Consider the following 20,568-nt stretch of genomic DNA (forward strand, 5'->3'; position numbering starts at 1 on the left):
TAAAATGGACTTAGTATTATAAAAGCGAAGTGAGGTGATAAGTTTTATGGTCAGAGAATCCATAGATACCATTCGGCAGACGGAAAAAGGCGCTGACCAGGTAGAAAAGGACGCTGCCGCAGAAAAACAACAAATTCTTCAAAAAGCACAAGAAGAAGCGGATCAAATTCGAAAAGATGCCAAAATACAAGCACAAAAAGCAGAGCAAACGCTTTTACAATCCGTAAAAGCCGAATCTGATCAATTTCTCGCCCAAGAAAAAGAAAACGCCTTGCGCAAAGCAATGCTGCTGCAAAAATCAGCACAATCTAGAAAAGAAGCTGCAAAGCAAGCAGTTCTTTCCGTGATTTTCGAATAAGGAAGGAGATCTTTTTATGGCGGTCGTACAGATGCGGCGGATTAGCCTTTTGGGGCTGCGGAAAAACCGCAAACAGACTCTAGAGCTCCTTCAGTGCCGTGGAGTGGTGGAAATTACGTCTCTTAATAAAGAAGAAGATCACATTTTTCACCGAATGGACGTTTCTTCCAGCAAAGCACAGTTTCAGCAGATGCAGCAGTCTGCGTCACAGGCGCTTTTAACGCTGGACTCTTATGTCCCGCGAAAAGCGTCTCCGCTCGCTATTTTAGAGGGACGCAAAGCCATCACCCTAAAGGAATATCACACTCTGGAGCGAAAACGAGAAGACATTCTTGAAATTGTAACAGCCATTAATACTTGCGAAAAAGAAATCCATGAAAAAAATGCAGCAAAATTAAAGCTGCAAATGCAGCTAGAAGCTTTACATCCGTGGCTTTCCCTAGACGTTCCTCTGCAATTTTCCGGTACTCGAAAGACTAGTGCATTTATCGGCACCATGCCTGGAGGCGTTACCAATGAAATGATAGAGGAAGCTTTTTCAAAAGCATTGCCGGAAAGCGGAATCTATACACAAATTATTGAAAGCACAACAGAGCAAACCTGCGTTTTTTTGCTTGTAAACCAGTCAATTTCTGAAAAGTCAGAAGAACTTTTGCGTTCTTTGGGATTTTCCCGCCCGACCAATTTATGCGCAAATCCTCCAAAAGAGGAAGCAAAACGGTTAGAGGAAGAAATTCAAAAGACAGAGGAAGAAATCAGTGCTGCCAAAGATGGGGTTGCCTCTTATGCAGACAAGCGGGAAGAGATTACTTTTCTTGTGGATTATTTCTCCATGCGGGAAGAAAAATATGAAGTTCTTGGAACACTGATTCAGTCAAGCCGTACATTTCTGCTTACAGGCTACGTCCCTGCGGAAAATGCGGAGAAACTTTCCAAAGAGCTTTATGAAACCTGTGGGGTAGCGGTAGAGATCGAAAATCTTTCCGATGAAGAAGAAGCGCCCGTACTGCTTAAAAACAATGACTTCACTTCTCCAATGGAATCCGTTGTAGAATCTTTCAGTCTCCCCGGGAAAGGAGAAGTTGATCCTTCTTCCGTGATTGCATTTTTCTTTTATTTTTTCTTCGGTATGATGCTCTCTGATGCGGGTTATGGCCTCTTAATGGTCATCGCATGCGGAATTATTTTAAAAAAATATCAGAATATGGAACCAAATCTCAGAAAATCGATCCGTATGTTTTTCTTTTGCGGAATCTCTACAATGGTCTGGGGATTTCTTTTCGGCGGATTTTTCGGCGACGCCATTCAGAAAATTTCCGCTACCTTCTTTGGGCATGAGATTGCCATCCCAGCATTATGGTTTACGCCGGTTAAGGATCCCATGCGGCTTTTGATGTTCTGCCTGGGCATTGGCATCATTCATCTGTTCTTAGGCGTCGCTGTAAAAGGATTTCAGGATTGGAAACAGGGCGCACACCTTGATATTATTTATGATGTTGTTTTTATTTACCTCTTTGTAGGCGGACTGATTTTACTTCTTTTTACAACATCTCTATTTCAAAATATGGCAGGTGTAAAATGGGACTTTTCGCCGATGGTAGGACAGGCCGCCACCTGGATCACTATAATCGGTGCCGTCGGAATTATTGCGACCAGTGGAAGAGAATCCCGAAACCCTGTTAAACGCATTTTAAAAGGAATTTTTGCTCTTTATAATAACGCAACCGGTTATTTGAGCGACATCCTTTCTTACTCCCGTCTGTTGGCTCTCGGTCTTGCGACCGGGATCATCGCAAACGTCGTTAACCAAATGGGCACGATGGCAGGCGGAGGAATTGGCGGAGCGATTCTCTTTATCGTCGTTTTTCTGTTAGGCCATACGATGAATATCGGCATCAATATGCTGGGCGCTTATGTTCACACTGTTCGCCTACAGTATGTAGAATTCTTCGGTAAATTCTATGAAGGCGGCGGGTATAAATTTCACCCCTTCGGCGTTCATACAAAATTCTTTAAATTTAGGGAGGATTAAAACTATGGAAAATCTCGGAGTTGTATTTGCACTTTTGGGCGCTGCTCTGGCAGCCCTTCTCGCAGGAACAGGTTCCGCAATCGGCGTTGGCCGCACCGGCCAGGCCGCAGCAGGTGTTGTAACCGAAGACCCCAGTAAATTCGGTAAAATTTTGATTCTTGAGCTTCTTCCCGGCACACAGGGAATTTATGGCTTAATTATCGCTTTTTTAACCCTTTCCAATATCGGTATTCTCGGCGGAAATCCACACCTCTCCATCGCAAAAGGGCTCCTCTATCTGATGGCCTGCCTGCCAATCGCAATTGTCGGCCTCTTCAGCGCGATCAGCCAGGCAGACGCTTCTGTTTCTTCCATGGGACTTCTGAGCAAACGTCCCGATCAATTCGGAAAATCCATGATCTTCCCGATCATGGTCGAAACTTACGCCATTCTTGCTCTGCTTGTTTCGATTCTTTCGGTGAATGCTATTAACGGAATGAACATCTAAAACTCCTTTTATTAAAATCTATTTATTTCAAAGGAGCGTGAATCCATGACCGGATTAGAAAAAATTATTGAACAGATCAAAAACGAATCCGAAGAAACCGCAAAAAGCATTCGTCTTTCCGCAGAGGCAGAAGCGAAAACGATTACCGGCAAAGCACAGATAGACGCTGCTGAATTTCGCCGGGCTGCTTCTGAAAAGATTCAAAAGCAAGCGCAAGATCTAAAGGCACGCTCAAAAAGTGCCGCTGTTTTACAAGAACGCCGGATTTTGCTCAACGAAAAGCTGCAAATCATCGAAGAAACGGTGGCAGATTCCAGAAATGATCTTCTGAATCTGCCCGCAGAAGAGTATTTTAAGGTGCTTTTAAAAATTATTGCAAAATATGCGCTTCCAGAAAAAGGTGAAATTTTTCTTAACTCTAAGGATCTTCAGAGAATGCCAAAGGATTTCGCCGAAAAGGCAGATGCGCAGGCAAAAGAATCCGGTGGAACGCTAAATCTCAGTCTAGAAACAAAATTGATTTCAGGAGGACTGATTCTTTCCTATGGCGGGATCGAGGAAAACTGCTCTTTTGAGGCACTCTTTGACGCACAAAAAGAACAAATGCAGGACAAGGCCGCCACTCTGCTTTTTCCGGAAGGAGACTGAGACATGGCAAAAAATCTTTATCCTTATGCAGTTGCACGAATTCGCTCAAAAGAACTTTCTTTGCTGAATTCTTCGATGATGGATCAGCTGATTGGTGCAAAAACAGAAGAAGACTGCCTTAATCTTCTGGCTGGAAAAGGCTGGGATCCCCAAAATGGTGTTGATAAAATGTTCGCGGCCGAACAAAAAAAGACATGGGATCTTCTTTCAGAACTGGTCTCTGATTTGAGTGTTTTTAACGTCTTTCTTTTAAAAAATGATTATCACAACCTAAAAGCGGCAATTAAGCTGCGCTGTACCAATACTTCCATGCCGAGCGTTTATATTCCAAACGGAACCGTTCCCGTGGAAAGAATTCAGACAGCTGTCCAAAAATCGCAGTGGAATCTTCTCCCCGAAGAAATGCAGACTCCCGCACAGGAAGCTTTTGAAGCGCTTCTCCATACGAGAGACGGACAGTTATGCGATTTAATTCTGGACAAAGCTTGTCTTTGCGCCATCGAAAAAGCCGGAAAAGCTTCTGATACCGAAGCCATTCGAGAATATGCAGAGCTAACGGTGGCCGCTGCCGATATCAAGATCGCGGTTCGCGCATTTCATACCGGAAAGCCACTCTCCCTGATCGAACGTTCACTAGCCCCCTGCGACTCTCTGGATGCCGACCGTCTGGCAAAGGCTGCGACCCAGAGCGAAGAAGCTATCTTCGACGTTCTCTCCACCAGCCGCTATGCAGACGCAATCGATTCTCTCAGAGAATCCGCTTCCGCTTTCGAAAGTTGGTGCGATAACCTGATCATCCGCCAAATTCGAAAAGAACTCTATAACCCCTTTACGCTTGGCCCTTTGGCAGCCTTTCTGATTGCCAAAGAAACGGAACTCAAATCGGTACGGATTCTGCTCTCCGGTAAGCGCAACGGGATGCCTCAAGAATTTATCCGCCAGCGCATGCGGGAACTTTATGTGGTCTGAAAAAGGGAAGTGTCTATGATGTATAAAATTGCAGTGCTCGGCGACCGGGACAGCATCTATGGATTTGCTGCCCTGGGGCTTGCCACCTTTCCAGTTTCTGACCCCGAAAAAGGTGCCCATCTTCTGCGGCAGCTTTCGGAGCAGAATTATGCGGTGATCTATATTACCGAATCCTTAGCTTGTCAAATTCAGCCGGAAATCGACTGTCTGCGCACGCAACCGCTTCCCGCGGTCATCTTAATTCCCGGTATCTCCGGAAATACTGGAGAGGGAATCCGGGCAGTCAAGCGCAGTGTAGAGCAAGCCGTCGGTTCGGATATTATTTTTAATAATGATTAAAAGCAGGTGAAAATAGAATGAGCATCGGAACCATAAAAAAAGTAGCCGGACCTCTGGTGATCGCCGAAGGAATGCGAGACGCCAATATGTTTGACGTGGTACGTGTCAGTGCCCAACGGCTGATTGGCGAAATTATCGAAATTCACGGCGACCAAGCCTCCATTCAGGTCTATGAAGAAACCAGCGGACTCGGCCCCGGAGAACCGGTAGAAAGTACCAACGCCCCGCTTTCGGTAGAGCTTGGGCCCGGCCTCTTGGGCAGTATCTATGACGGAATCCAGCGGCCGCTTGTTAAGATCATGGAAGAAAGCGGCAATAATCTGCATCGCGGCGTAGAAATTCCCAGCCTCGATCGAGAAAAAGTTTGGCACTTTACCCCTTCAAAGAAGGCCGGTGATCCAGTAAAAGAAGGCGACATTCTCGGTATTGTACAAGAAACCGAGATCATTACCGATCGGATCATGGTACCAAAAGGCGCAGGCGGTGTCATTACTTCTATCCGCGAAGGGGACTATAAAGTCACTGATTTCATTGCAGAAATAAAAGGCGAAAATGGAATTAAACATAAAGTGACACTCATGCAGAAATGGCCTGTCCGCAAAGGACGCCCCTATCAGAAAAAGCTCTCGCCGGATATGCCGCTCGTCACCGGCCAGCGCGTCATTGATACGCTGTTCCCCATCGCCAAAGGCGGCGTTGCGGCTGTACCGGGGCCTTTTGGTTCCGGCAAAACCGTTGTGCAACATCAGCTTGCAAAATGGGCAGAAGCCGATATTGTCGTCTACATCGGCTGCGGAGAACGCGGCAACGAGATGACAGATGTTTTGAATGAATTTCCGGAATTAAAAGACCCGAAAACCGGTTTTTCTTTAATGGAACGCACCGTTTTAATCGCCAATACTTCCGATATGCCGGTTGCCGCGCGTGAAGCCAGTATTTATACCGGCATTACGATTGCTGAATATTTTCGCGATATGGGCTATTCTGTTGCACTGATGGCAGATTCCACCTCCCGTTGGGCAGAGGCCCTGCGGGAAATGAGCGGACGTTTGGAAGAAATGCCCGGTGAAGAAGGCTACCCCGCTTATCTCGGCAGCCGACTTGCACAGTTCTACGAACGCGCCGGGCGAGTAAAAGTTCTCGGCAGTGATGATCGGGAAGGTTCCCTTTCGGTGATCGGCGCTGTTTCCCCTCCGGGCGGCGATATTTCCGAACCGGTTTCCCAGGCAACTTTACGAATCGTTAAGGTCTTCTGGAGTCTTGACTCCGACCTTGCTTATAAGCGTCACTTCCCTGCTATCAACTGGTTAACTTCTTATTCTCTCTATGTAGATAAGATGGAAAAATGGTTTAACTCCCACGTAGAACCGGATTGGATGTCCCTGCGGGGAAGGATCATGCAGATTCTGCAGAAAGAAAACGAGCTCAATGAGATTGTTCAGCTGGTCGGCATGGATGCACTCTCGGCACCTGACCGCCTAACGCTGGAAGCCGCCCGCAGTATTCGTGAAGATTTTCTGCACCAAGATGCTTTCCATGAAGTAGATACTTACACCCCACTTCAAAAGCAGTATCAAATGATGAAAATGGTTCTTTCCTACTATGATTTCTCCAATGATGCACTGCAAAAGGGAGCTTGCATCGATGATCTCGTCAAGCTGCCTGTGCGTGAGCAGATCGGTCGTTTTAAATATCTTTCCGTTGACAAGACCGATGAAGAATTTTCCGCAATCGAACGCGAGCTTTCCAAAGAGATTGCAGATATCCTCACAAAAAAGGAGGAAGCATAAATGCCTAAAGAATATAAAACGATCCAAGAAATTGCCGGCCCTCTGATGCTGGTTCGCGGAGTAGAAGGTGTCGCCTATGATGAGTTAGGTGAAATTGAGCTTTCAGATGGCGAAAAGCGGCGCTGCAAAGTTTTGGAAATTGACGGCAGCAATGCACTAGTTCAGCTATTCGAAGACAGCACCGGCATCAACCTTTCCAACAGTAAGGTGCGTTTCTTAGGGCGCAGCATGGAACTTGGTGTCTCCGAAGATATGCTTTCGCGTGTTTTCGATGGTCTTGGCCGTCCAATCGATAATGGTCCTGACATTCTTCCGGAAAAAAGGCTCGATATTAACGGCCTTCCTATGAACCCCGCAGCCCGCAACTACCCGCAGGAATTTATCCAAACGGGCATTTCTGCGATCGACGGTTTAAATACCCTTGTCCGTGGACAAAAGCTGCCGATCTTCTCCGCCTCTGGTCTCCCCCATGCCAATCTTGCCGCCCAGATTGCGCGGCAGGCAAAGGTAATTGGTACAGATGAGCCTTTTGCGGTCGTTTTTGCCGCAATGGGCATCACTTTTGAGGAAGCAAACTTTTTTATAGAATCCTTCCGTGAAACCGGTGCAATCGACCGTACTGTCCTCTTTGTAAATTTGGCGAACGATCCCGCAGTCGAACGAATCGCGACCCCGCGTATGGCACTCACCGCTGCCGAATATTTGGCTTTCCAGAAGAACATGCACGTTCTCGTGATCATGACCGATATTACAAACTACGCCGACGCTCTGCGTGAAGTTTCCGCCGCACGAAAAGAAGTTCCGGGGCGCCGTGGCTATCCGGGCTACATGTACACGGATTTAGCTTCCCTCTATGAACGCGCCGGACGCCAAAAAGGCAAATCCGGTTCCATTACGCTGATCCCGATCCTGACGATGCCGGAAGACGACAAGACTCACCCGATCCCCGATCTGACCGGATACATTACGGAGGGACAAATCATTCTTTCCCGTGAACTTTATCGAAAAGGAATTACGCCGCCGATTGACGTTTTGCCAAGTCTTTCCCGTCTAAAGGACAAGGGCATTGGCGAAGGCAAAACGCGCGCCGACCACTCAAATACGATGAACCAGCTTTTCGCAGCTTATGCCCGCGGCAAAGACGCAAAAGAACTAATGACGGTTTTAGGTGAAGCGGCTCTTACCGATATCGATAAGCTCTATGCAAAATTTGCTGATGAATTTGAGCGAGAATATGTTTCGCAGGGATATTATACCAACCGCAGCATTGAAGAAACGCTGAATATTGGCTGGAAACTTCTTTCCATTCTGCCACGCAGTGAATTAAAGCGAATCAAGGACGAATATCTTGACAAATATTATGGGAAAGTCCAATAACGCCCAAAAACTGTAACGCAGAAAGGAGGAAAGTCAAATGGCTTCGACCCATATTAATCCAACCAGAATGGAACTGACCCGGCTAAAAAAGAAACTCGTAACAGCCACCCGCGGGCACAAGCTGCTCAAAGATAAGCGGGACGAATTGATGCGTCAGTTTTTAGATCTGGTACGGGAAAACAAAGCACTGCGGGAAAAAGTGGAAGCCGGAATTTATAAAGCCAACAAAAACTTCCTGCTGGCTCGCGCCGGAATGCAGGACGAAGTCCTTGATGTGGCACTTTTAGCGCCAAAACAAGAGGTTTCGGTAGAATGCGGGACTCGAAATGTAATGAGCGTTGAGATCCCTGCTTTTACCTATCATACCCGCACTTCGGACCCGAACGATATTTATTCCTATGGCTTTGCCTTTACGAGCGCAGATCTTGATTCCGCTGTACATTCACTCTCTGAACTTCTCCCGGATATGCTTCACCTTGCGGAGACAGAAAAATCCTGCCAACTGATGGCAGAAGAGATTGAAAAGACCCGCAGACGGGTAAATGCGCTGGAACATGTGATAATTCCGGATCTACAAAGCAACATTAAATATATTACAATGAAATTGGACGAAAACGAGCGCAGCACACAGATTCGTCTGATGAAGGTAAAAGATATGATGCTCGAAGAAGCGCACCATTACAAAGAAAGACTCTTAGAAGAAGTTCCACAAAATTAAATTTTATGATAAAAAGCTTCTGCCTGATTTCATTTTTAAGGCAGAAGCTTTTTTATGTTTTACACCGTTTTATTTTATCCCATTTCATGATCAATTTATAAGAAAAAATGAACCGTCTTCCATCAGCAAAGGGATAGTATTTTTTCTCTCATTATGGTATAATACGGCTTATCAAATTCTTTTCTGTCTAAATTTAAAAAGCGATGGAGCGTCTGAACGTTGAATAAATACAAGAAATTACTATCAAACACCCTGATCTTTGCAGTTGGCACTTTTAGCTCAAAAATTCTCGTTTTTTTGATGCTGCCGTTCGTTACCAACGTTTTAAGTAAATCAGACTATAGTACCGCTACGCTTTTGCAGGATATGGGCAACCTTCTGTTCCCCATTTTTTCTTTGCAGATCGTCGACGGTATTATCCGCTTTGGTCTCGATAAACATTACCGAAAACCGGATGTCTTTACGACCGGTTTACTTTCTGTCTTTAGTGGATTTGCCGTCCTATTGTTGTGCTCTCCGCTCCTGAGCAAAATCAGTTTTCTAAGCTTTATGCAGGGACGTGAAATTCTAGTTTCCATCTTTGTTTTTACCAGCTCTCTAAGAAGCGTATGTAGCCAATTTGTGCGAGCGCGAAACATGGTTAAGCTTTATGCTTTTGATGGAATTCTCGCCACTTTTACCAATTTGACGCTGACGCTTCTTCTGCTTTATCCATTCCATCTCGGTGTAACCGGTTATCTTCTTGGAATCATTCTTTCGGACGCTTTAAGCTCGATTTTCCTTTTCTGGGTTGCCGATCTTCATAAATTTGTGCGTTTCAAAGGCTATCAAAAACCGATTTTCCGGGAAATGACCCAGTTTACCATTCCGCTGATCCCCAGCAAAATCTGTTTCTGGATTACAAACTCCAGCGACCGGCTGATGGTCGCAAATATGCTTGGAGACGCTGTCAACGGTGCTTTCTCCGCAGCCTATAAAATTCCAAACCTGATTACCATGCTGAGCAGCATTTTTATGGACGCGTGGCAGATGAGCGCCATTACCGAAGAAAAAGGACGCGCCAGCTTTTTTACCAGAGTGTTTAAAGCGCTTTGCGCTTTGATCTTTTCCGGAAGCGCTGTTTTGATTCTGCTCTGCCGTCCTCTGATGAGTGTCATGACGAGCAAAGATTATCATGAAGGTTGGATCTATCTCCCAATTCTCGTAATTGGAACAGCCTATGCCTGTCTCTGCAGTTTTCTCGGCACGATCTATATCGTAGAAAAAAAGAGCTTTAACAACATGGTAACAACGGTTTTAGGCGCCGGAGCAAACCTTATTTTGAATTTTCTTTTGATTGGTCCTTTTGGCCCAAATGGTGCCGCATTTGCAACTGTCTGTTCTTACTTAATCATGTTCATTACACGGGTAATCGACACCAGGCGATTTATCCCCATAAACTTTAACGTTTTCCGCATAACCGTCGATACCCTTATTTTAATTGTGGAAAGTGTCTTTATGATTTTCTCAATTCCAGGCTGGCAAATCTGGTGCTCTGTTTTGACCGTATTCATGCTTCTGATCAATTTAAAACTTCTCATACAGACAATTCGGAAAGTTATTCCTGCAAAAAAAGAAAGATCATTAAAAAAATAAAAGTAAATATTAAAAGAGCGGCTTTCATAACGAAAAGCCGCTCTTCTTATTTTCCGACAAGCATCATGATAAAGATCACAAAAAGGGTTCCGCAGCATACCCAAATTGATTGCGCTCCTAACAATTGGCTGAACACTGCTCCAAGAACTGCACCCAGGGCAAACATTGCGATAATAAATAGATATCTCCCTGCAGCACGCCCTTCAGATCGGTCTTTTTCAAAAAGGAACCGATAAAAATGTTCCGCACCGCTGCGCAGGTTTCCGGTACACATGGTAGTCGCATAGGGCATCCCGGCCGTTTTGCGGAAAGTATTCACTTGCAGTGCACAAACAAAGGCAATCGTCAAATTGACAATCACATCAGGAAATGTCTGCGGAACAAATCCTGCCAGAAACAAAAGGAACATTTCTAAAAGAATCACCATATGCTCCCAAGCTAAAATCTGACGTCTTGCAAAATGCCGTTTGATTCCCTCTGCACAAAGCACTCCACAGAAAAAAGCCACGATCTGCACAAGGCACCGCATAGCAACTTTCATATCACCGCTTGCTAGTTTCATTGCGAATAAAACCAAATTTCCGGTCTCTGCATTCGCAAAAACCCCGCCGCGAATCAAATACGTATAAGCATCTAGGTATCCGCCGGTAACCGCCAGCAACGCTCCTACCGGCAACATTTCATGAATCGAAATCGGTTGATGCAGGAAATCTCGCTTCACGCTGTTTCTTCCTCTTTTCCACTTTTATTCCATTATATTTTAACAGATATTCATGGAAAAGACCAGTGTCTGCTTTAAATCCGTCTGTTCGGCAAGAATCAATGGGTTTTGCAGTAAGCTCTGATTGCATCACAAACGAACTGTGCCATCCCTTTTCCAAACTGCTCATAGTAGGCAGTAAATCGTTCGTCGGATACATACATCTCTCCTAGATGGCCCAGCATCTCATCGCTGCAGGTATAAAAATTCTCGGTCAGATATTTTTGCCATTCGCCGACCAATTCCTGCACAGCCGGAGAATCAGGCTTTTCAGAAAGGTGCTGTGCAAAGCGCTTCCAAAAGACTTCTCCTTCCTCTATGATGTCTACCGATTTCTTCGGCTTCGTCTTCATTTTTTCCTGATACTCCTTCCATTCTTTAGAGGTTCCCCATCTCTCCTGGGCTTCTTCCTGATATGCTTTCTGCGCATTTTCGTATTCTGTTTTATCAAATGCTTTAAAATTCATTTTAGAATCTCCTTTCAAAATTTGATCGATTGACTCGATCAACCGGTCATAGCGCTCTTTCTTGAGTACAAGAAGATGGCGATGAGAAAGCAGCGCTTTTCTTTCATCGAAATTGGGGCTATCAAGAATTTTTTGAATTTCTCTCAACGGAAATTCCAGTTCTCTGAAAAATAGGATCTGCGAAAGCCGCTTGATTTGCTGCTCTCCATAAAAACGATATCCCGAATCGCTTACTTCTTCCGGACGAAGTAAGTGGATTTCATCGTAATAATGCAGCGCACGCACACTGATTCCTGTTTCCTTTGCGAGTTCATGAACGGTTAATTTCATTCTTTTCTGCCTCTCTTTCAACAATTTTTAGTTTATACTATGACGTAACGTAAGAGTCAAGGCTTTTTAAAAAATTTTTAAAACATAAAAAAGGCCCAGCTTTCGCTGAACCTTTTTGAATCATCTAATTCGATTTTTAGCCAGCATCCTGAACCTGGATAAGAGTAGCTGTTATCGTTGAGGTCTGATGAGAAGAAGCATGATAAACTTCAAGGGTCACGGTATCGCCCGGCTTTTTGCTGACCACAACGTTTGTAATCGTTCCGGAGGAGGTCACATTCGTATCATCAATCTTTGTAATAATATCTCCCTTTTGCAGTCCTGCCTGCTTTAAGGAATCATTGCTGACCGACTCGATCATATAACCAACCTGCAAATTATAGAAACGAGCCGTCATAGAATCGACCATCGTTCCGGTAACGCCCAGCATTGCACGGTCTTTTACATATCCATACTGTTTGAGATCGTTGATAACAGGCTGAGCCGTATCAATCGGAATTGCAAAACCCAAACCTTCGGCTGTAGTATTGCCTACTTCGGTATATTTGTTGGAATTAATCCCAATTACCTGCCCATAGAGATTGACGAGTGCTCCACCGGAATTGCCAGGGTTAATCGCCGCATCAGTCTGGATAAATTTCATGGTATAGCCGCTGGAAGTGGTAATTTGCCGCTCCAGAGCAGAAACGTTGCCAAAAGTAACCGTAGAGTTTAATGCAGTACCGCCCGGGTTGCCAATTGCCAGAACATCATCTCCGACCTGAAGATCGGAACTGGAACCAAATTCTGCGGCTGTAAGGCCGGTCGCATCAATTTTTAAAAGTGCAAGGTCTGTGACGCTGTCACTTCCTACCAGCTTCGCCTGATAGGTAGAACCATCCGACAAAATCACCTTTAAACCGGTAGCGCCTTCCACGACATGCGCATTGGTGATGATATATCCGTCTGATGTTGCGATGATGCCGGAGCCTTCACTGGAAGGAGCTCCTTCTACACCGCCATCGCTGCTGCTTGCCGTATTCCCAGCAGCGCTTCCGCCCTGCTGATTTTTGCTGTAGCCTGAGAAATTCGAGGTAGTATTCTGGTAATTCTCAATACAGACTACTGCAGGAGTTACTTTTGCTGCTGCCTGCTGCTTTGTTAAAAGCTGTGTCGTTCCGGTAGAAGAAGTATTGGTAGCACCGCTCGCCGTATCGTTGATCAGCTTATTTACCGTAAAAACGCTGCCGCTGCCGCCGGAGTTTCCAAATTTAATGACATTGTTATTCACCAACGCGATAAATCCGCCAAGTGTTGCGGCTGAAACCAAAAAGCAAATCAGCACACAAGCAAGGATTCGCTTTCCGGTTCCTTTTTTTCCGGAATGATTCTTTTTCTCCCGAGCATTTTTCACCGGGGGCTGTGTATTCGGAGCTTGCCATGTATTCTGATGCCATTGCCCCCTCGAATTTTCATTTTGGCCAGCGGGATCTTGATAGCGGGAAGCAGAACTGGAATAAAAATCCGATGATTGGTCTTCTTTTGAATCCGACTGCCATCTGCCATTATGCTGCGAGCCGGAATGATAGCAACCGCCTTCCCAAGAAGTCTCGCTGTCCTTTCCCCCATAAGAATTGATCGAAGAATTATTCATATCGGAATGATTTCCCTGAACATTTTTCTCATCATTGGGATCATACATGAGAAATACACCCTTTCATTTTTAATTTATGGCTTTAGAATAACGAATCTATGTGAAAATCAGGTGATAGGCCTCTCATTATTTTATGATTCTTCGCAAAAAAAATTAATTTTTCGCTTTTGTTTTTTTAAAAACCGGTATACACTAAAATTAATGCAACAAAAAGGGGCTTTAAAAAGAATGATTCATTATTATTATGGATATGGAAAAGGAAAAACTTCTGCCGCTTTAGGGCTTGGCATTCGCGCGTGCGGCGCTGGTAAAAAAGTAACTCTGCTGCAATTTTTAAAAGACAATCACTCCGCCGAACGTCAGATTCTACAGTCGCTTCCAGGATTTCAGGTTCTGCCAAATCCGGAACATCTCAAATTTACAAATCAGATGAATCAAAGTGAAAAGGAAGAAGCAGCTCTTTTTTGGCAGAATGCTTTTTATTTTGCTCAAAAAACGCCCTATGATGTATTAATTTTAGATGAAGTTACTGACGCTGTAAAAATCGGATTTCTCTCCCGAACTGATCTGCTCCTTTTACTCCATCATTTTCCGCAAAATCGGGAGCTCATTCTGACCGGGCATGAATCGGACCCGGAGATCGAAGCCTTGTGCGATTATGTAACCGAAATGAAAAAGAAAAAACATCCCTTTGATCATGGCGCAGCGGCACGCGCAGGGATTGAATTTTAATTAGAAAAAAGGATAAACACAAATCGTTTGTGTCTATCCTTTTTAAATGTTTGATTTCTTCATCTTGATAAAATTCGATTCAGGTCTTTCTGTGATTTTCCTTCACAGACTGCCACAATTTCGTCTCCCGAAGAAAAGACTAAATCGCCGTTTGGAATAATCATTTGTCCGTCCCGCAAAACAGAAACAATCAGTGAACCGTTCGGCAGCTCCACATCCCGCAGCTTGGTTCCGTTTATGGTCGAACGGTCGGTCAGCGTCATTGCTACAATGGCAGCACGACCACGGTTCAGAGTTGTCAGAAGGTGCATCTCACTGACGTTCACTTCCTGCTCAATCATATTGGTAATAATTTCAGTACTGCTCACAACAATATCGATTCCCAAGACCCGCAGCGCCGTTAAATTTCGCGGATCATTGGCTCGAGCAATTACCTTTTTTACGCCGAAAGTCTGCTTTGCCAACTGACAGGCCACCAAGTTATCCTGATCACTACCGCTGACTGCCAAAAAGCAATCCGCTTCAGAAGTTCGTGCTTCTTTCAATATTTCCAGTTCCGTTCCGTTTCCGGAGATGACCTCTAAATCGAGTTCGTTTGCAAGGCGCAGACTCCGCAGACGATCCTTTTCGATAATCTGTACTGTGCTTTTTCGTTCCAGCATATTAAGTGCCAGCTGACGGCCAAGTTTACCGCCACCCATAATTACAATATTCACAAGATTCCCCTCCGATCAATCAATGACCTGTGCCCAAATCATACGGTCTTCCCGCTGAATCAGATAATCCGGATCTTTTCCGACCAAGATCATCGTTCCATCCTTTTGCAGCAAAGCAAATGGGACTTCTTCTCCATTCACACCGATACTGCCAAGTTGCTTCCCGATCATAAAGCTTTCTACCGGATAAGTATGGAACGCTGCATTGGCAGTGCCAAAAGCCATCTGTTTACTCTGATTTGGATTGACAAGCGCCTGCACAATCATATCGCCGGCAAGATTGGTTGGGCAAACCGTTTGCAGACCAAATGCCGTAAATACCTCTTCTCGAGCCGGATCGCTGATTCTCGTAACAACATTTTCCACTTTAAAAAACTGCTGAATAATCTGTGTCACCGTAATATTCAAATTATCGTCCGGAGTAACAACCGCCGCCATATCGCAGTTTTCCACTCCGGCATTCTTCAGGATCCTTAAATCCATTGGCATTCCCGTTACGGTCATCCCGCTAAAATCGGTCGGCAGCCGATAAAAAAGTTCCGGATGCTCATCCACAACTGCCACGTCATGCCCCATAGAATCCATGATTGCAGCGATCTGGGAACCAAGACGTCCACATCCCACCACTAGAACATTCATAATTTCGTTTCCTCCTGCTTAATTACCACTCTTCGGTAAATCTCAAAAATATATCCGAGTATATCATAAATGGCTCTGGAATACAAGATTCTAGCGAAATTTGCAAAAGTAGTCCTCATGAAATTTTTCATATGTTATAATTTTAAAAAAAGGGAGACTTTCTTATGCGTTTTTTTGATCTTCACTGTGATACACTGACGATGAGCGGACTTTTAAAAAAAGCTCCTCTTCGCCGGAATAACGGTCACCTCGATTTTGTTCGCCTGCAAAGCACCGGCGCCATTGCGCAATGTTTTGCAATCTGGATTCCGACCCACAGATGCGCACAAAAATATGGCGTAAAAGATTCTCCATGGGAATTCTATCAGAAAGCAAAGTCCCTTTTTAAAGAGGAACTGCAAAAGAACAGCGATTTAATTGCGCCGGCACTAAAAATAGAAGATGTTGAGCAAAACATAAAAAACGGGCTTGTTTCTGCAATTCTGACCATCGAAGATTCGGTTCTCCTATCCGACAGTCTCGAAAAACTGGAAACCCTTTATCGGGACGGTGTCAGGCTGATGACGCTGACCTGGAATTACGAAAATTCTCTGGGCTATCCCAACGATCGCGAGGAAGCAAAAACGAAGCTTGGGCTAAAACCATTTGGAAAAGAAGCCGTCTTGCGAATGATGGACTTAGGAATCGCCGTAGACGTTTCTCATCTCTCTGATGGTGGCTTTTATAATGTTGCCGAACTGAGCCAAAAAATGCATATTCCATTTCTTGCAAGCCATTCCTGTGCACGCAGTTTACAATCGCATCCACGCAATCTTACCGACGAAATGCTACATATTTTGGGAAACTGCGGTGGAATCTGCGGAGTCAATTTTGAAGATAGTTTTTTGCCGGGCACCGAAAATCACCTGACAAAAATTGCCGATATCGTGCGCTGTGCCTGCTATCTTTGCAATCAGGCAGGAATCGATGCGGTTGCACTCGGCAGCGACTTTGATGGAATCGAAAGCAAACTCGAAATGGGCGGATATGAAGGGCTGCCGCTTCTTGCAGAAGCACTTAACAAAAAGTTGCCTGCCGCTCAAGTAGAAAAGATCTGCTATCAAAATGCTATGCGCTTTTTTGGAGCCGCCATCCATTAAAATATGGATATTTTGTTCAATCATATGAGGTGTTATTCCATTTTTATCCCCTCAAAATTTCCTTTTTATGGGAATTGGTCTCTTGACAAATACAGAAATTCGTTGCATAATACAAATAAAAATTTTTGTTAAAATATTTTAACCATTTTAGTTAGAAACGGATGTGTTTTGTAGCAGATGAGTTTTGAAATACTGGGAACCGGAAGCGCCCACCCGGCCTGCCGGAAAACAAACGACGATATCGCCCAACTGGTCGACACTTCTGATGAATGGATCAAAAGCCGCACTGGAATTGAATCACGATACGTCTGTACCACGGAAACGCTCCAGGATCTCGCCTTGGAAGCGGCTCAAAAAGCACTCAAAATGGCCAAAGTACAACCAAAAGAACTAGATTTAATTTTAGTTGCCACCATCCGTGGCGACTGCATCACCCCCTCTGCTGCCTGCATTCTGCAGAACGCTCTGGGGGCCTCTTGTCCTGCGTTTGACCTCAATGCCGCCTGTTCCGGTTTCCTTTATGCGCTGGATACAGCAGACGGCTGGTTCTGCCGCAATCGTGCCAAAAAGGTACTGGTTGTTGCCGCCGAGACAATGAGCCGTCTATTAAACTATCAGGACCGCACCACCTGCCCTCTCTTCGGAGACGGTGCCGGTGCAGTCGTTCTTGGACAAGGGGATGCTTTATTATCGATTCACCTCACCGCAAAGGGAGATCCTCTGACGCTTAGAATCGATAATACCGACGGACAAAGTCCATTTTTAAAAATGGATCATCCTGCCGAGCAATATCTGCACATGTCCGGACAAAGCACCTACCGTTTTGCAGTGAGCAATCTATGCCGCCAACTAAAGCTTGCCGCCGAAGAAGCCGGCATCGATTTAAAAGATCTTGACTGGGTGCTTCCTCATCAGGCAAATCTGCGAATTATTGAGGGGGCACAGCACCGTTTGCCGATTCCAACGGAAAAATTTTGTATCAATATTCAGAACTGGGGCAACACTTCCGCCGCAGCAGTCCCAATTCTGATGGATGAGTTTTGCCGAAAAGGCACTTTCCAGCCCGGTGATCTTTTAGGCCTTGTCGTTTTCGGCGGCGGCCTGACTACCGGCAGCGCAATTCTGCGCTGGACGATTGATCCTAAGAAATTTTTTGATTCGGAGGTTTCAAAATGATTCATTCACCAATTTGTGATTTATTTGGAATCAAATACCCCATCTTTCAGGGCGGCATGGCGTGGGTCGCCGACGCTTCTCTCGCAGCGGGAGTCAGCAACGCAGGCGGTTTAGGCCTGATCGCCGGAATGAATTCCAATGGAGAACAGCTTCGCGCTGAAATCCGCAAATGCCGGGAACTGACCGACAAGCCCTTCGGCGTTAATGTCATGCTGATGAGTCCCTTTGTCGAAGAGGTCGCGCAAACTGTCATTGAAGAAAAAGTTTCCATCGTAACTACCGGTGCCGGCGTTCCCGGAAAATATATGCCGGCCTGGCTAAAAGCAGGCATTAAAGTGGTTCCGGTCGTTGCCTCTGTAAATTTCGCAAAACGAGCTGTCCGCAATGGAGCATGCGCCGTAGTGGCAGAGGGCTGCGAAAGCGGCGGCCATATCGGAGAGCTTACCACCATGGCGATGGTGCCGCAGATCGCAGATGCTGTAGACGTTCCCGTTCTTGCCGCCGGCGGAATTGCCGACGGAAGGCAGGCAGCCGCAGCCTTTATGCTGGGTGCGCAGGGAATCCAGGTCGGCACCCGCTTTTTAGTTGCAAAAGAATGCACCATCTCTGAAATTTATAAAGAACGAGTCTTAAAATCAAAAGATACCGACACAATCGTGACCGGCCGCCGAACAGGCGATGCGGTACGAGCTCTAAAGAGTCCTTTTTCCAGAGAATTTGCCAAGCAGGAAGCCGATCTTTTCATTTCGGAAGAATCCCTGCAGGAATTGGGAACCGGCGCATTGCGCAAAGCCGCACGCGAAGGCGATCTGGAACACGGATGCTTCCTTGCCGGGCAGGTTGCTTCCATGGTTAAAAAAGAACAAACCTGTGCCGAAATTATTGAAGATCTGTTTTCCGGCGCAGAAACTGCATTGAAAGGGGCTTCCAAATGGATCAGATAGCATTTCTGTTTAGCGGTCAGGGGACCCAATACACCGGAATGGGACAATCCCTCTGTCGTGTCAGTCCCGCTGCGAACGCAGTCTTTGAGATGGCTGATAAAATTCGTCCCGGCACAAAAGAGCAATGCTTTTCCGGTACAAAAGAAGAACTTACCATCACCCGCAATACTCAACCCTGCGTTTGGTGTGTCGATTACGCGGCAGCGATCGCTCTAAAAGAAGCCGGCATTACCCCCAGCTGTGCCGCCGGTTTTTCTCTGGGAGAAATTGCAGCGATAACCTTTTGCAAAGTCGTTTCTCCCGAAGATGGCTTTCGCGCCGTCTGCCGCCGCGGAGAGCTGATGGAAAAATCAGCAGAGGAAAATCCGGGTTCCATGGCAGCTATCCTTCGTCTTTCAGAAGAAAAAGTGGAGGAAATCTGCAAAAAATTTGAGGCCGCATGGCCGGTCAATTATAACTGTCCGGGACAAATTGCCGTCTCCGCAAAGCTTTCGGAAATTGAGCCGCTCTGTGAATCGGTAAAAGAAGCAGGCGGACGCGCAGTCCCAATCAAAGTCAGCGGCGGATTTCATTCCCCTCTGATGAAAAGCGCTGCGCAGTCCTTCGGCGATTATCTTCAAGATGTAGATCTACATTCCCCAGAGCTTTCGCTCTATGCAAATTATACGGCAAAGCCTTATCCTGCCAATAAAAATGAAATGATTCGGCTTCTTTCCCTACAGATCTGTTCCCCGGTTTTATGGCAGAAAACCATTGAGCACATGGCGCAGGCCGGCATTCATACCTTCATCGAATGCGGCCCAGGAAAAACACTTTCCGGACTTGTCAAAAAGACATTGCCGCAGGCACAGATTTTACGGGTAGAAGACGCCGAAACTCTCCAATCTACATTAGAAGCATTAAAGGAGGGCAAAAAATGAAAACACTCTCCGGAAAAACTGCCGTCATCACTGGCGGTTCCCGTGGAATCGGCCGTGCAATCGCTTTAAAAATGGCTTCTGAAGGCGCCAACATTGCGATTCTTTATGCCGGAAACAAAGAGGCCGCACAAAAAACGACCTCTGAGCTTTTGGCGTTTGGCGTTAAAGCGCAAGCTTATCAATGCGATGTTGCCGACGCAGATGCCACAAGTGCTGTCTGTAAAGAGATTTTAAATGACTTCACTTCTGTACAAATCCTCGTAAATAACGCGGGAATTACTCGGGATGGGCTTTTACGCCGCATGAAAGAGGAAGATTTAGACGCTGTTCTCAATACCAATCTGAAAGGCGCCTTTCATATGATCGAAGGATTTTACGGCACTTTCTTGCGTGCACGCGAAGGCCGTATTATCAATATTTCATCTGTAGTCGGTCTTTCTGGAAACGGTGGACAAACCAATTACTCCGCCGCAAAGGCCGGATTGATCGGCTTAACAAAATCGGTGGCCAAAGAACTCGGCAGCCGAAATATCACCTGCAATGCGATTGCCCCCGGCTTTGTTGAAACCGATATGACCGCTTCTCTTCCCGAAAAAGTGCGGGAAGAGACCCTTTGCTCTATTCCGCTCAAACGAATGGCTCAGCCGGAAGATATCGCCGATGCGGCAGTTTTTCTGGCAGGCCCTAGCGCCTCCTATATTACAGGAGTCGTACTTCGGGTAGACGGCGGAATGTGCATGTAATTTCTAACAGAGAAAG

Annotated in this window: 21 protein-coding genes; 16 read left to right on the top strand and 5 right to left on the bottom strand. The window is 45.7% G+C overall.

The window, feature by feature from the left end:
* Positions 1-46 precede the first annotated feature (46 nt).
* The 10 genes from ACVS9P_RS10640 (at position 47) to ACVS9P_RS10685 (ending at position 10,353) form a co-directional block, all read left to right on the top strand.
* Positions 47-358, top strand: a complete 312-nt coding sequence (locus ACVS9P_RS10640) for a hypothetical protein (protein WP_452103509.1) — start codon at positions 47-49, stop codon at positions 356-358.
* 16 nt (positions 359-374) lie between these two features.
* The gene (locus tag ACVS9P_RS10645) at positions 375-2,390 is read left to right on the top strand and encodes a V-type ATP synthase subunit I (RefSeq protein WP_452103510.1); all 2,016 of its coding nucleotides are present in this window, start codon (positions 375-377) and stop codon (positions 2,388-2,390) included.
* A 4-nt stretch (positions 2,391-2,394) separates the two neighbouring features.
* Positions 2,395-2,877: a V-type ATP synthase subunit K gene (locus tag ACVS9P_RS10650; protein WP_452103511.1), complete on the top strand. Its 483-nt coding sequence runs from the start codon at positions 2,395-2,397 to the stop codon at positions 2,875-2,877.
* A 45-nt stretch (positions 2,878-2,922) separates the two neighbouring features.
* Positions 2,923-3,525 carry a V-type ATP synthase subunit E gene (locus tag ACVS9P_RS10655; protein ID WP_452103512.1) on the top strand — a complete coding sequence of 201 codons (603 nt, stop codon included), beginning with the start codon at positions 2,923-2,925 and terminating at the stop codon, positions 3,523-3,525.
* A 3-nt stretch (positions 3,526-3,528) separates the two neighbouring features.
* Entirely contained in the window at positions 3,529-4,494 is a 966-nt protein-coding gene (locus ACVS9P_RS10660) for a V-type ATPase subunit (RefSeq protein ID WP_452103513.1), read from the top strand.
* A gap of 18 nt (positions 4,495-4,512) precedes the next feature.
* Positions 4,513-4,833 (top strand): V-type ATP synthase subunit F, encoded by a 321-nt coding sequence (locus ACVS9P_RS10665; protein WP_452104709.1) that lies wholly within the window; start codon positions 4,513-4,515, stop codon positions 4,831-4,833.
* 17 nt (positions 4,834-4,850) lie between these two features.
* Complete coding sequence (locus ACVS9P_RS10670) at positions 4,851-6,623, top strand: V-type ATP synthase subunit A (protein WP_452103514.1); 1,773 nt, start codon at positions 4,851-4,853, stop codon at positions 6,621-6,623.
* Positions 6,624-8,000, top strand: a complete 1,377-nt coding sequence (locus tag ACVS9P_RS10675) for a V-type ATP synthase subunit B (RefSeq protein ID WP_452103515.1) — start codon at positions 6,624-6,626, stop codon at positions 7,998-8,000.
* A gap of 37 nt (positions 8,001-8,037) precedes the next feature.
* Complete coding sequence (locus ACVS9P_RS10680) at positions 8,038-8,718, top strand: V-type ATP synthase subunit D (RefSeq protein ID WP_452103516.1); 681 nt, start codon at positions 8,038-8,040, stop codon at positions 8,716-8,718.
* Between the two features lie 219 nt (positions 8,719-8,937).
* The gene (locus tag ACVS9P_RS10685; protein ID WP_452103517.1) at positions 8,938-10,353 is read left to right on the top strand and encodes a lipopolysaccharide biosynthesis protein; all 1,416 of its coding nucleotides are present in this window, start codon (positions 8,938-8,940) and stop codon (positions 10,351-10,353) included.
* Between the two features lie 46 nt (positions 10,354-10,399).
* On the opposite strand, the gene ACVS9P_RS10690 is transcribed toward ACVS9P_RS10685, so the two are convergent.
* The 3 genes from ACVS9P_RS10690 to ACVS9P_RS10700 form a co-directional block, all read right to left on the bottom strand.
* Positions 10,400-11,074 (bottom strand): YoaK family protein, encoded by a 675-nt coding sequence (locus tag ACVS9P_RS10690; protein WP_452103518.1) that lies wholly within the window; start codon positions 11,072-11,074, stop codon positions 10,400-10,402.
* 98 nt (positions 11,075-11,172) lie between these two features.
* Positions 11,173-11,910, bottom strand: a complete 738-nt coding sequence (locus tag ACVS9P_RS10695) for a MerR family transcriptional regulator (RefSeq protein ID WP_452103519.1) — start codon at positions 11,908-11,910, stop codon at positions 11,173-11,175.
* A 136-nt stretch (positions 11,911-12,046) separates the two neighbouring features.
* Positions 12,047-13,591: a S1C family serine protease gene (locus ACVS9P_RS10700; protein ID WP_452103520.1), complete on the bottom strand. Its 1,545-nt coding sequence runs from the start codon at positions 13,589-13,591 to the stop codon at positions 12,047-12,049.
* 180 nt (positions 13,592-13,771) lie between these two features.
* Here ACVS9P_RS10700 and ACVS9P_RS10705 point away from each other — a divergent pair, with 180 nt between their 5' ends.
* Positions 13,772-14,275: a cob(I)yrinic acid a,c-diamide adenosyltransferase gene (locus tag ACVS9P_RS10705; RefSeq protein WP_452103521.1), complete on the top strand. Its 504-nt coding sequence runs from the start codon at positions 13,772-13,774 to the stop codon at positions 14,273-14,275.
* 59 nt (positions 14,276-14,334) lie between these two features.
* On the opposite strand, the gene ACVS9P_RS10710 is transcribed toward ACVS9P_RS10705, so the two are convergent.
* Positions 14,335-14,991, bottom strand: a complete 657-nt coding sequence (locus ACVS9P_RS10710; RefSeq protein WP_452103522.1) for a potassium channel family protein — start codon at positions 14,989-14,991, stop codon at positions 14,335-14,337.
* Between the two features lie 15 nt (positions 14,992-15,006).
* Positions 15,007-15,630: a potassium channel family protein gene (locus ACVS9P_RS10715; RefSeq protein WP_452103523.1), complete on the bottom strand. Its 624-nt coding sequence runs from the start codon at positions 15,628-15,630 to the stop codon at positions 15,007-15,009.
* Positions 15,631-15,794: 164 nt separating this feature from the next.
* On the opposite strand from ACVS9P_RS10715, the gene ACVS9P_RS10720 reads away from it, so the two are divergent.
* The 5 genes from ACVS9P_RS10720 to fabG all read left to right on the top strand — a co-directional run bounded on the left by ACVS9P_RS10720 (position 15,795) and on the right by fabG (position 20,552).
* Positions 15,795-16,769 (top strand): dipeptidase, encoded by a 975-nt coding sequence (locus tag ACVS9P_RS10720; protein ID WP_452103524.1) that lies wholly within the window; start codon positions 15,795-15,797, stop codon positions 16,767-16,769.
* Positions 16,770-16,946: 177 nt separating this feature from the next.
* A complete protein-coding gene (locus tag ACVS9P_RS10725; RefSeq protein ID WP_452103525.1) occupies positions 16,947-17,945 on the top strand; it encodes a beta-ketoacyl-ACP synthase III in 999 nt (332 codons plus the stop codon).
* Complete coding sequence (locus ACVS9P_RS10730) at positions 17,942-18,889, top strand: nitronate monooxygenase (RefSeq protein WP_452103526.1); 948 nt, start codon at positions 17,942-17,944, stop codon at positions 18,887-18,889. The genes ACVS9P_RS10725 and ACVS9P_RS10730 overlap by 4 nt, the downstream gene beginning before the upstream one ends.
* Positions 18,877-19,809, top strand: a complete 933-nt coding sequence (locus ACVS9P_RS10735; RefSeq protein WP_452103527.1) for an ACP S-malonyltransferase — start codon at positions 18,877-18,879, stop codon at positions 19,807-19,809. Before ACVS9P_RS10730 ends, ACVS9P_RS10735 begins: the two co-directional genes overlap by 13 nt.
* On the top strand, positions 19,806-20,552 hold the full coding sequence (fabG, locus tag ACVS9P_RS10740; protein ID WP_452103528.1) for a 3-oxoacyl-[acyl-carrier-protein] reductase: 747 nt from the start codon (positions 19,806-19,808) through the stop codon (positions 20,550-20,552). Before ACVS9P_RS10735 ends, fabG begins: the two co-directional genes overlap by 4 nt.
* Positions 20,553-20,568 lie beyond the last annotated feature (16 nt).

The organism is Caproicibacterium sp. NSD3 (assembly GCF_053613275.1).

Bases quoted from the DNA above. Each gene is read 5' to 3' on its own strand.
- ACVS9P_RS10640 (WP_452103509.1), top strand. From the start codon at position 47: ATGGTCAGAGAATCCATAGATACCATTCGGCAGACGGAAAAAGGCGCT.
- ACVS9P_RS10645 (WP_452103510.1), top strand. From the start codon at position 375: ATGGCGGTCGTACAGATGCGGCGGATTAGCCTTTTGGGGCTGCGGAAA.
- ACVS9P_RS10650 (WP_452103511.1), top strand. From the start codon at position 2,395: ATGGAAAATCTCGGAGTTGTATTTGCACTTTTGGGCGCTGCTCTGGCA.
- ACVS9P_RS10655 (WP_452103512.1), top strand. From the start codon at position 2,923: ATGACCGGATTAGAAAAAATTATTGAACAGATCAAAAACGAATCCGAA.
- ACVS9P_RS10660 (WP_452103513.1), top strand. From the start codon at position 3,529: ATGGCAAAAAATCTTTATCCTTATGCAGTTGCACGAATTCGCTCAAAA.
- ACVS9P_RS10665 (WP_452104709.1), top strand. From the start codon at position 4,513: ATGTATAAAATTGCAGTGCTCGGCGACCGGGACAGCATCTATGGATTT.
- ACVS9P_RS10670 (WP_452103514.1), top strand. From the start codon at position 4,851: ATGAGCATCGGAACCATAAAAAAAGTAGCCGGACCTCTGGTGATCGCC.
- ACVS9P_RS10675 (WP_452103515.1), top strand. From the start codon at position 6,624: ATGCCTAAAGAATATAAAACGATCCAAGAAATTGCCGGCCCTCTGATG.
- ACVS9P_RS10680 (WP_452103516.1), top strand. From the start codon at position 8,038: ATGGCTTCGACCCATATTAATCCAACCAGAATGGAACTGACCCGGCTA.
- ACVS9P_RS10695 (WP_452103519.1), bottom strand. From the start codon at position 11,910: ATGAAATTAACCGTTCATGAACTCGCAAAGGAAACAGGAATCAGTGTG.
- ACVS9P_RS10700 (WP_452103520.1), bottom strand. From the start codon at position 13,591: ATGTATGATCCCAATGATGAGAAAAATGTTCAGGGAAATCATTCCGAT.
- ACVS9P_RS10705 (WP_452103521.1), top strand. From the start codon at position 13,772: ATGATTCATTATTATTATGGATATGGAAAAGGAAAAACTTCTGCCGCT.
- ACVS9P_RS10715 (WP_452103523.1), bottom strand. From the start codon at position 15,630: ATGAATGTTCTAGTGGTGGGATGTGGACGTCTTGGTTCCCAGATCGCT.
- ACVS9P_RS10720 (WP_452103524.1), top strand. From the start codon at position 15,795: ATGCGTTTTTTTGATCTTCACTGTGATACACTGACGATGAGCGGACTT.
- ACVS9P_RS10725 (WP_452103525.1), top strand. From the start codon at position 16,947: ATGAGTTTTGAAATACTGGGAACCGGAAGCGCCCACCCGGCCTGCCGG.
- ACVS9P_RS10730 (WP_452103526.1), top strand. From the start codon at position 17,942: ATGATTCATTCACCAATTTGTGATTTATTTGGAATCAAATACCCCATC.
- ACVS9P_RS10735 (WP_452103527.1), top strand. From the start codon at position 18,877: ATGGATCAGATAGCATTTCTGTTTAGCGGTCAGGGGACCCAATACACC.
- fabG (WP_452103528.1), top strand. From the start codon at position 19,806: ATGAAAACACTCTCCGGAAAAACTGCCGTCATCACTGGCGGTTCCCGT.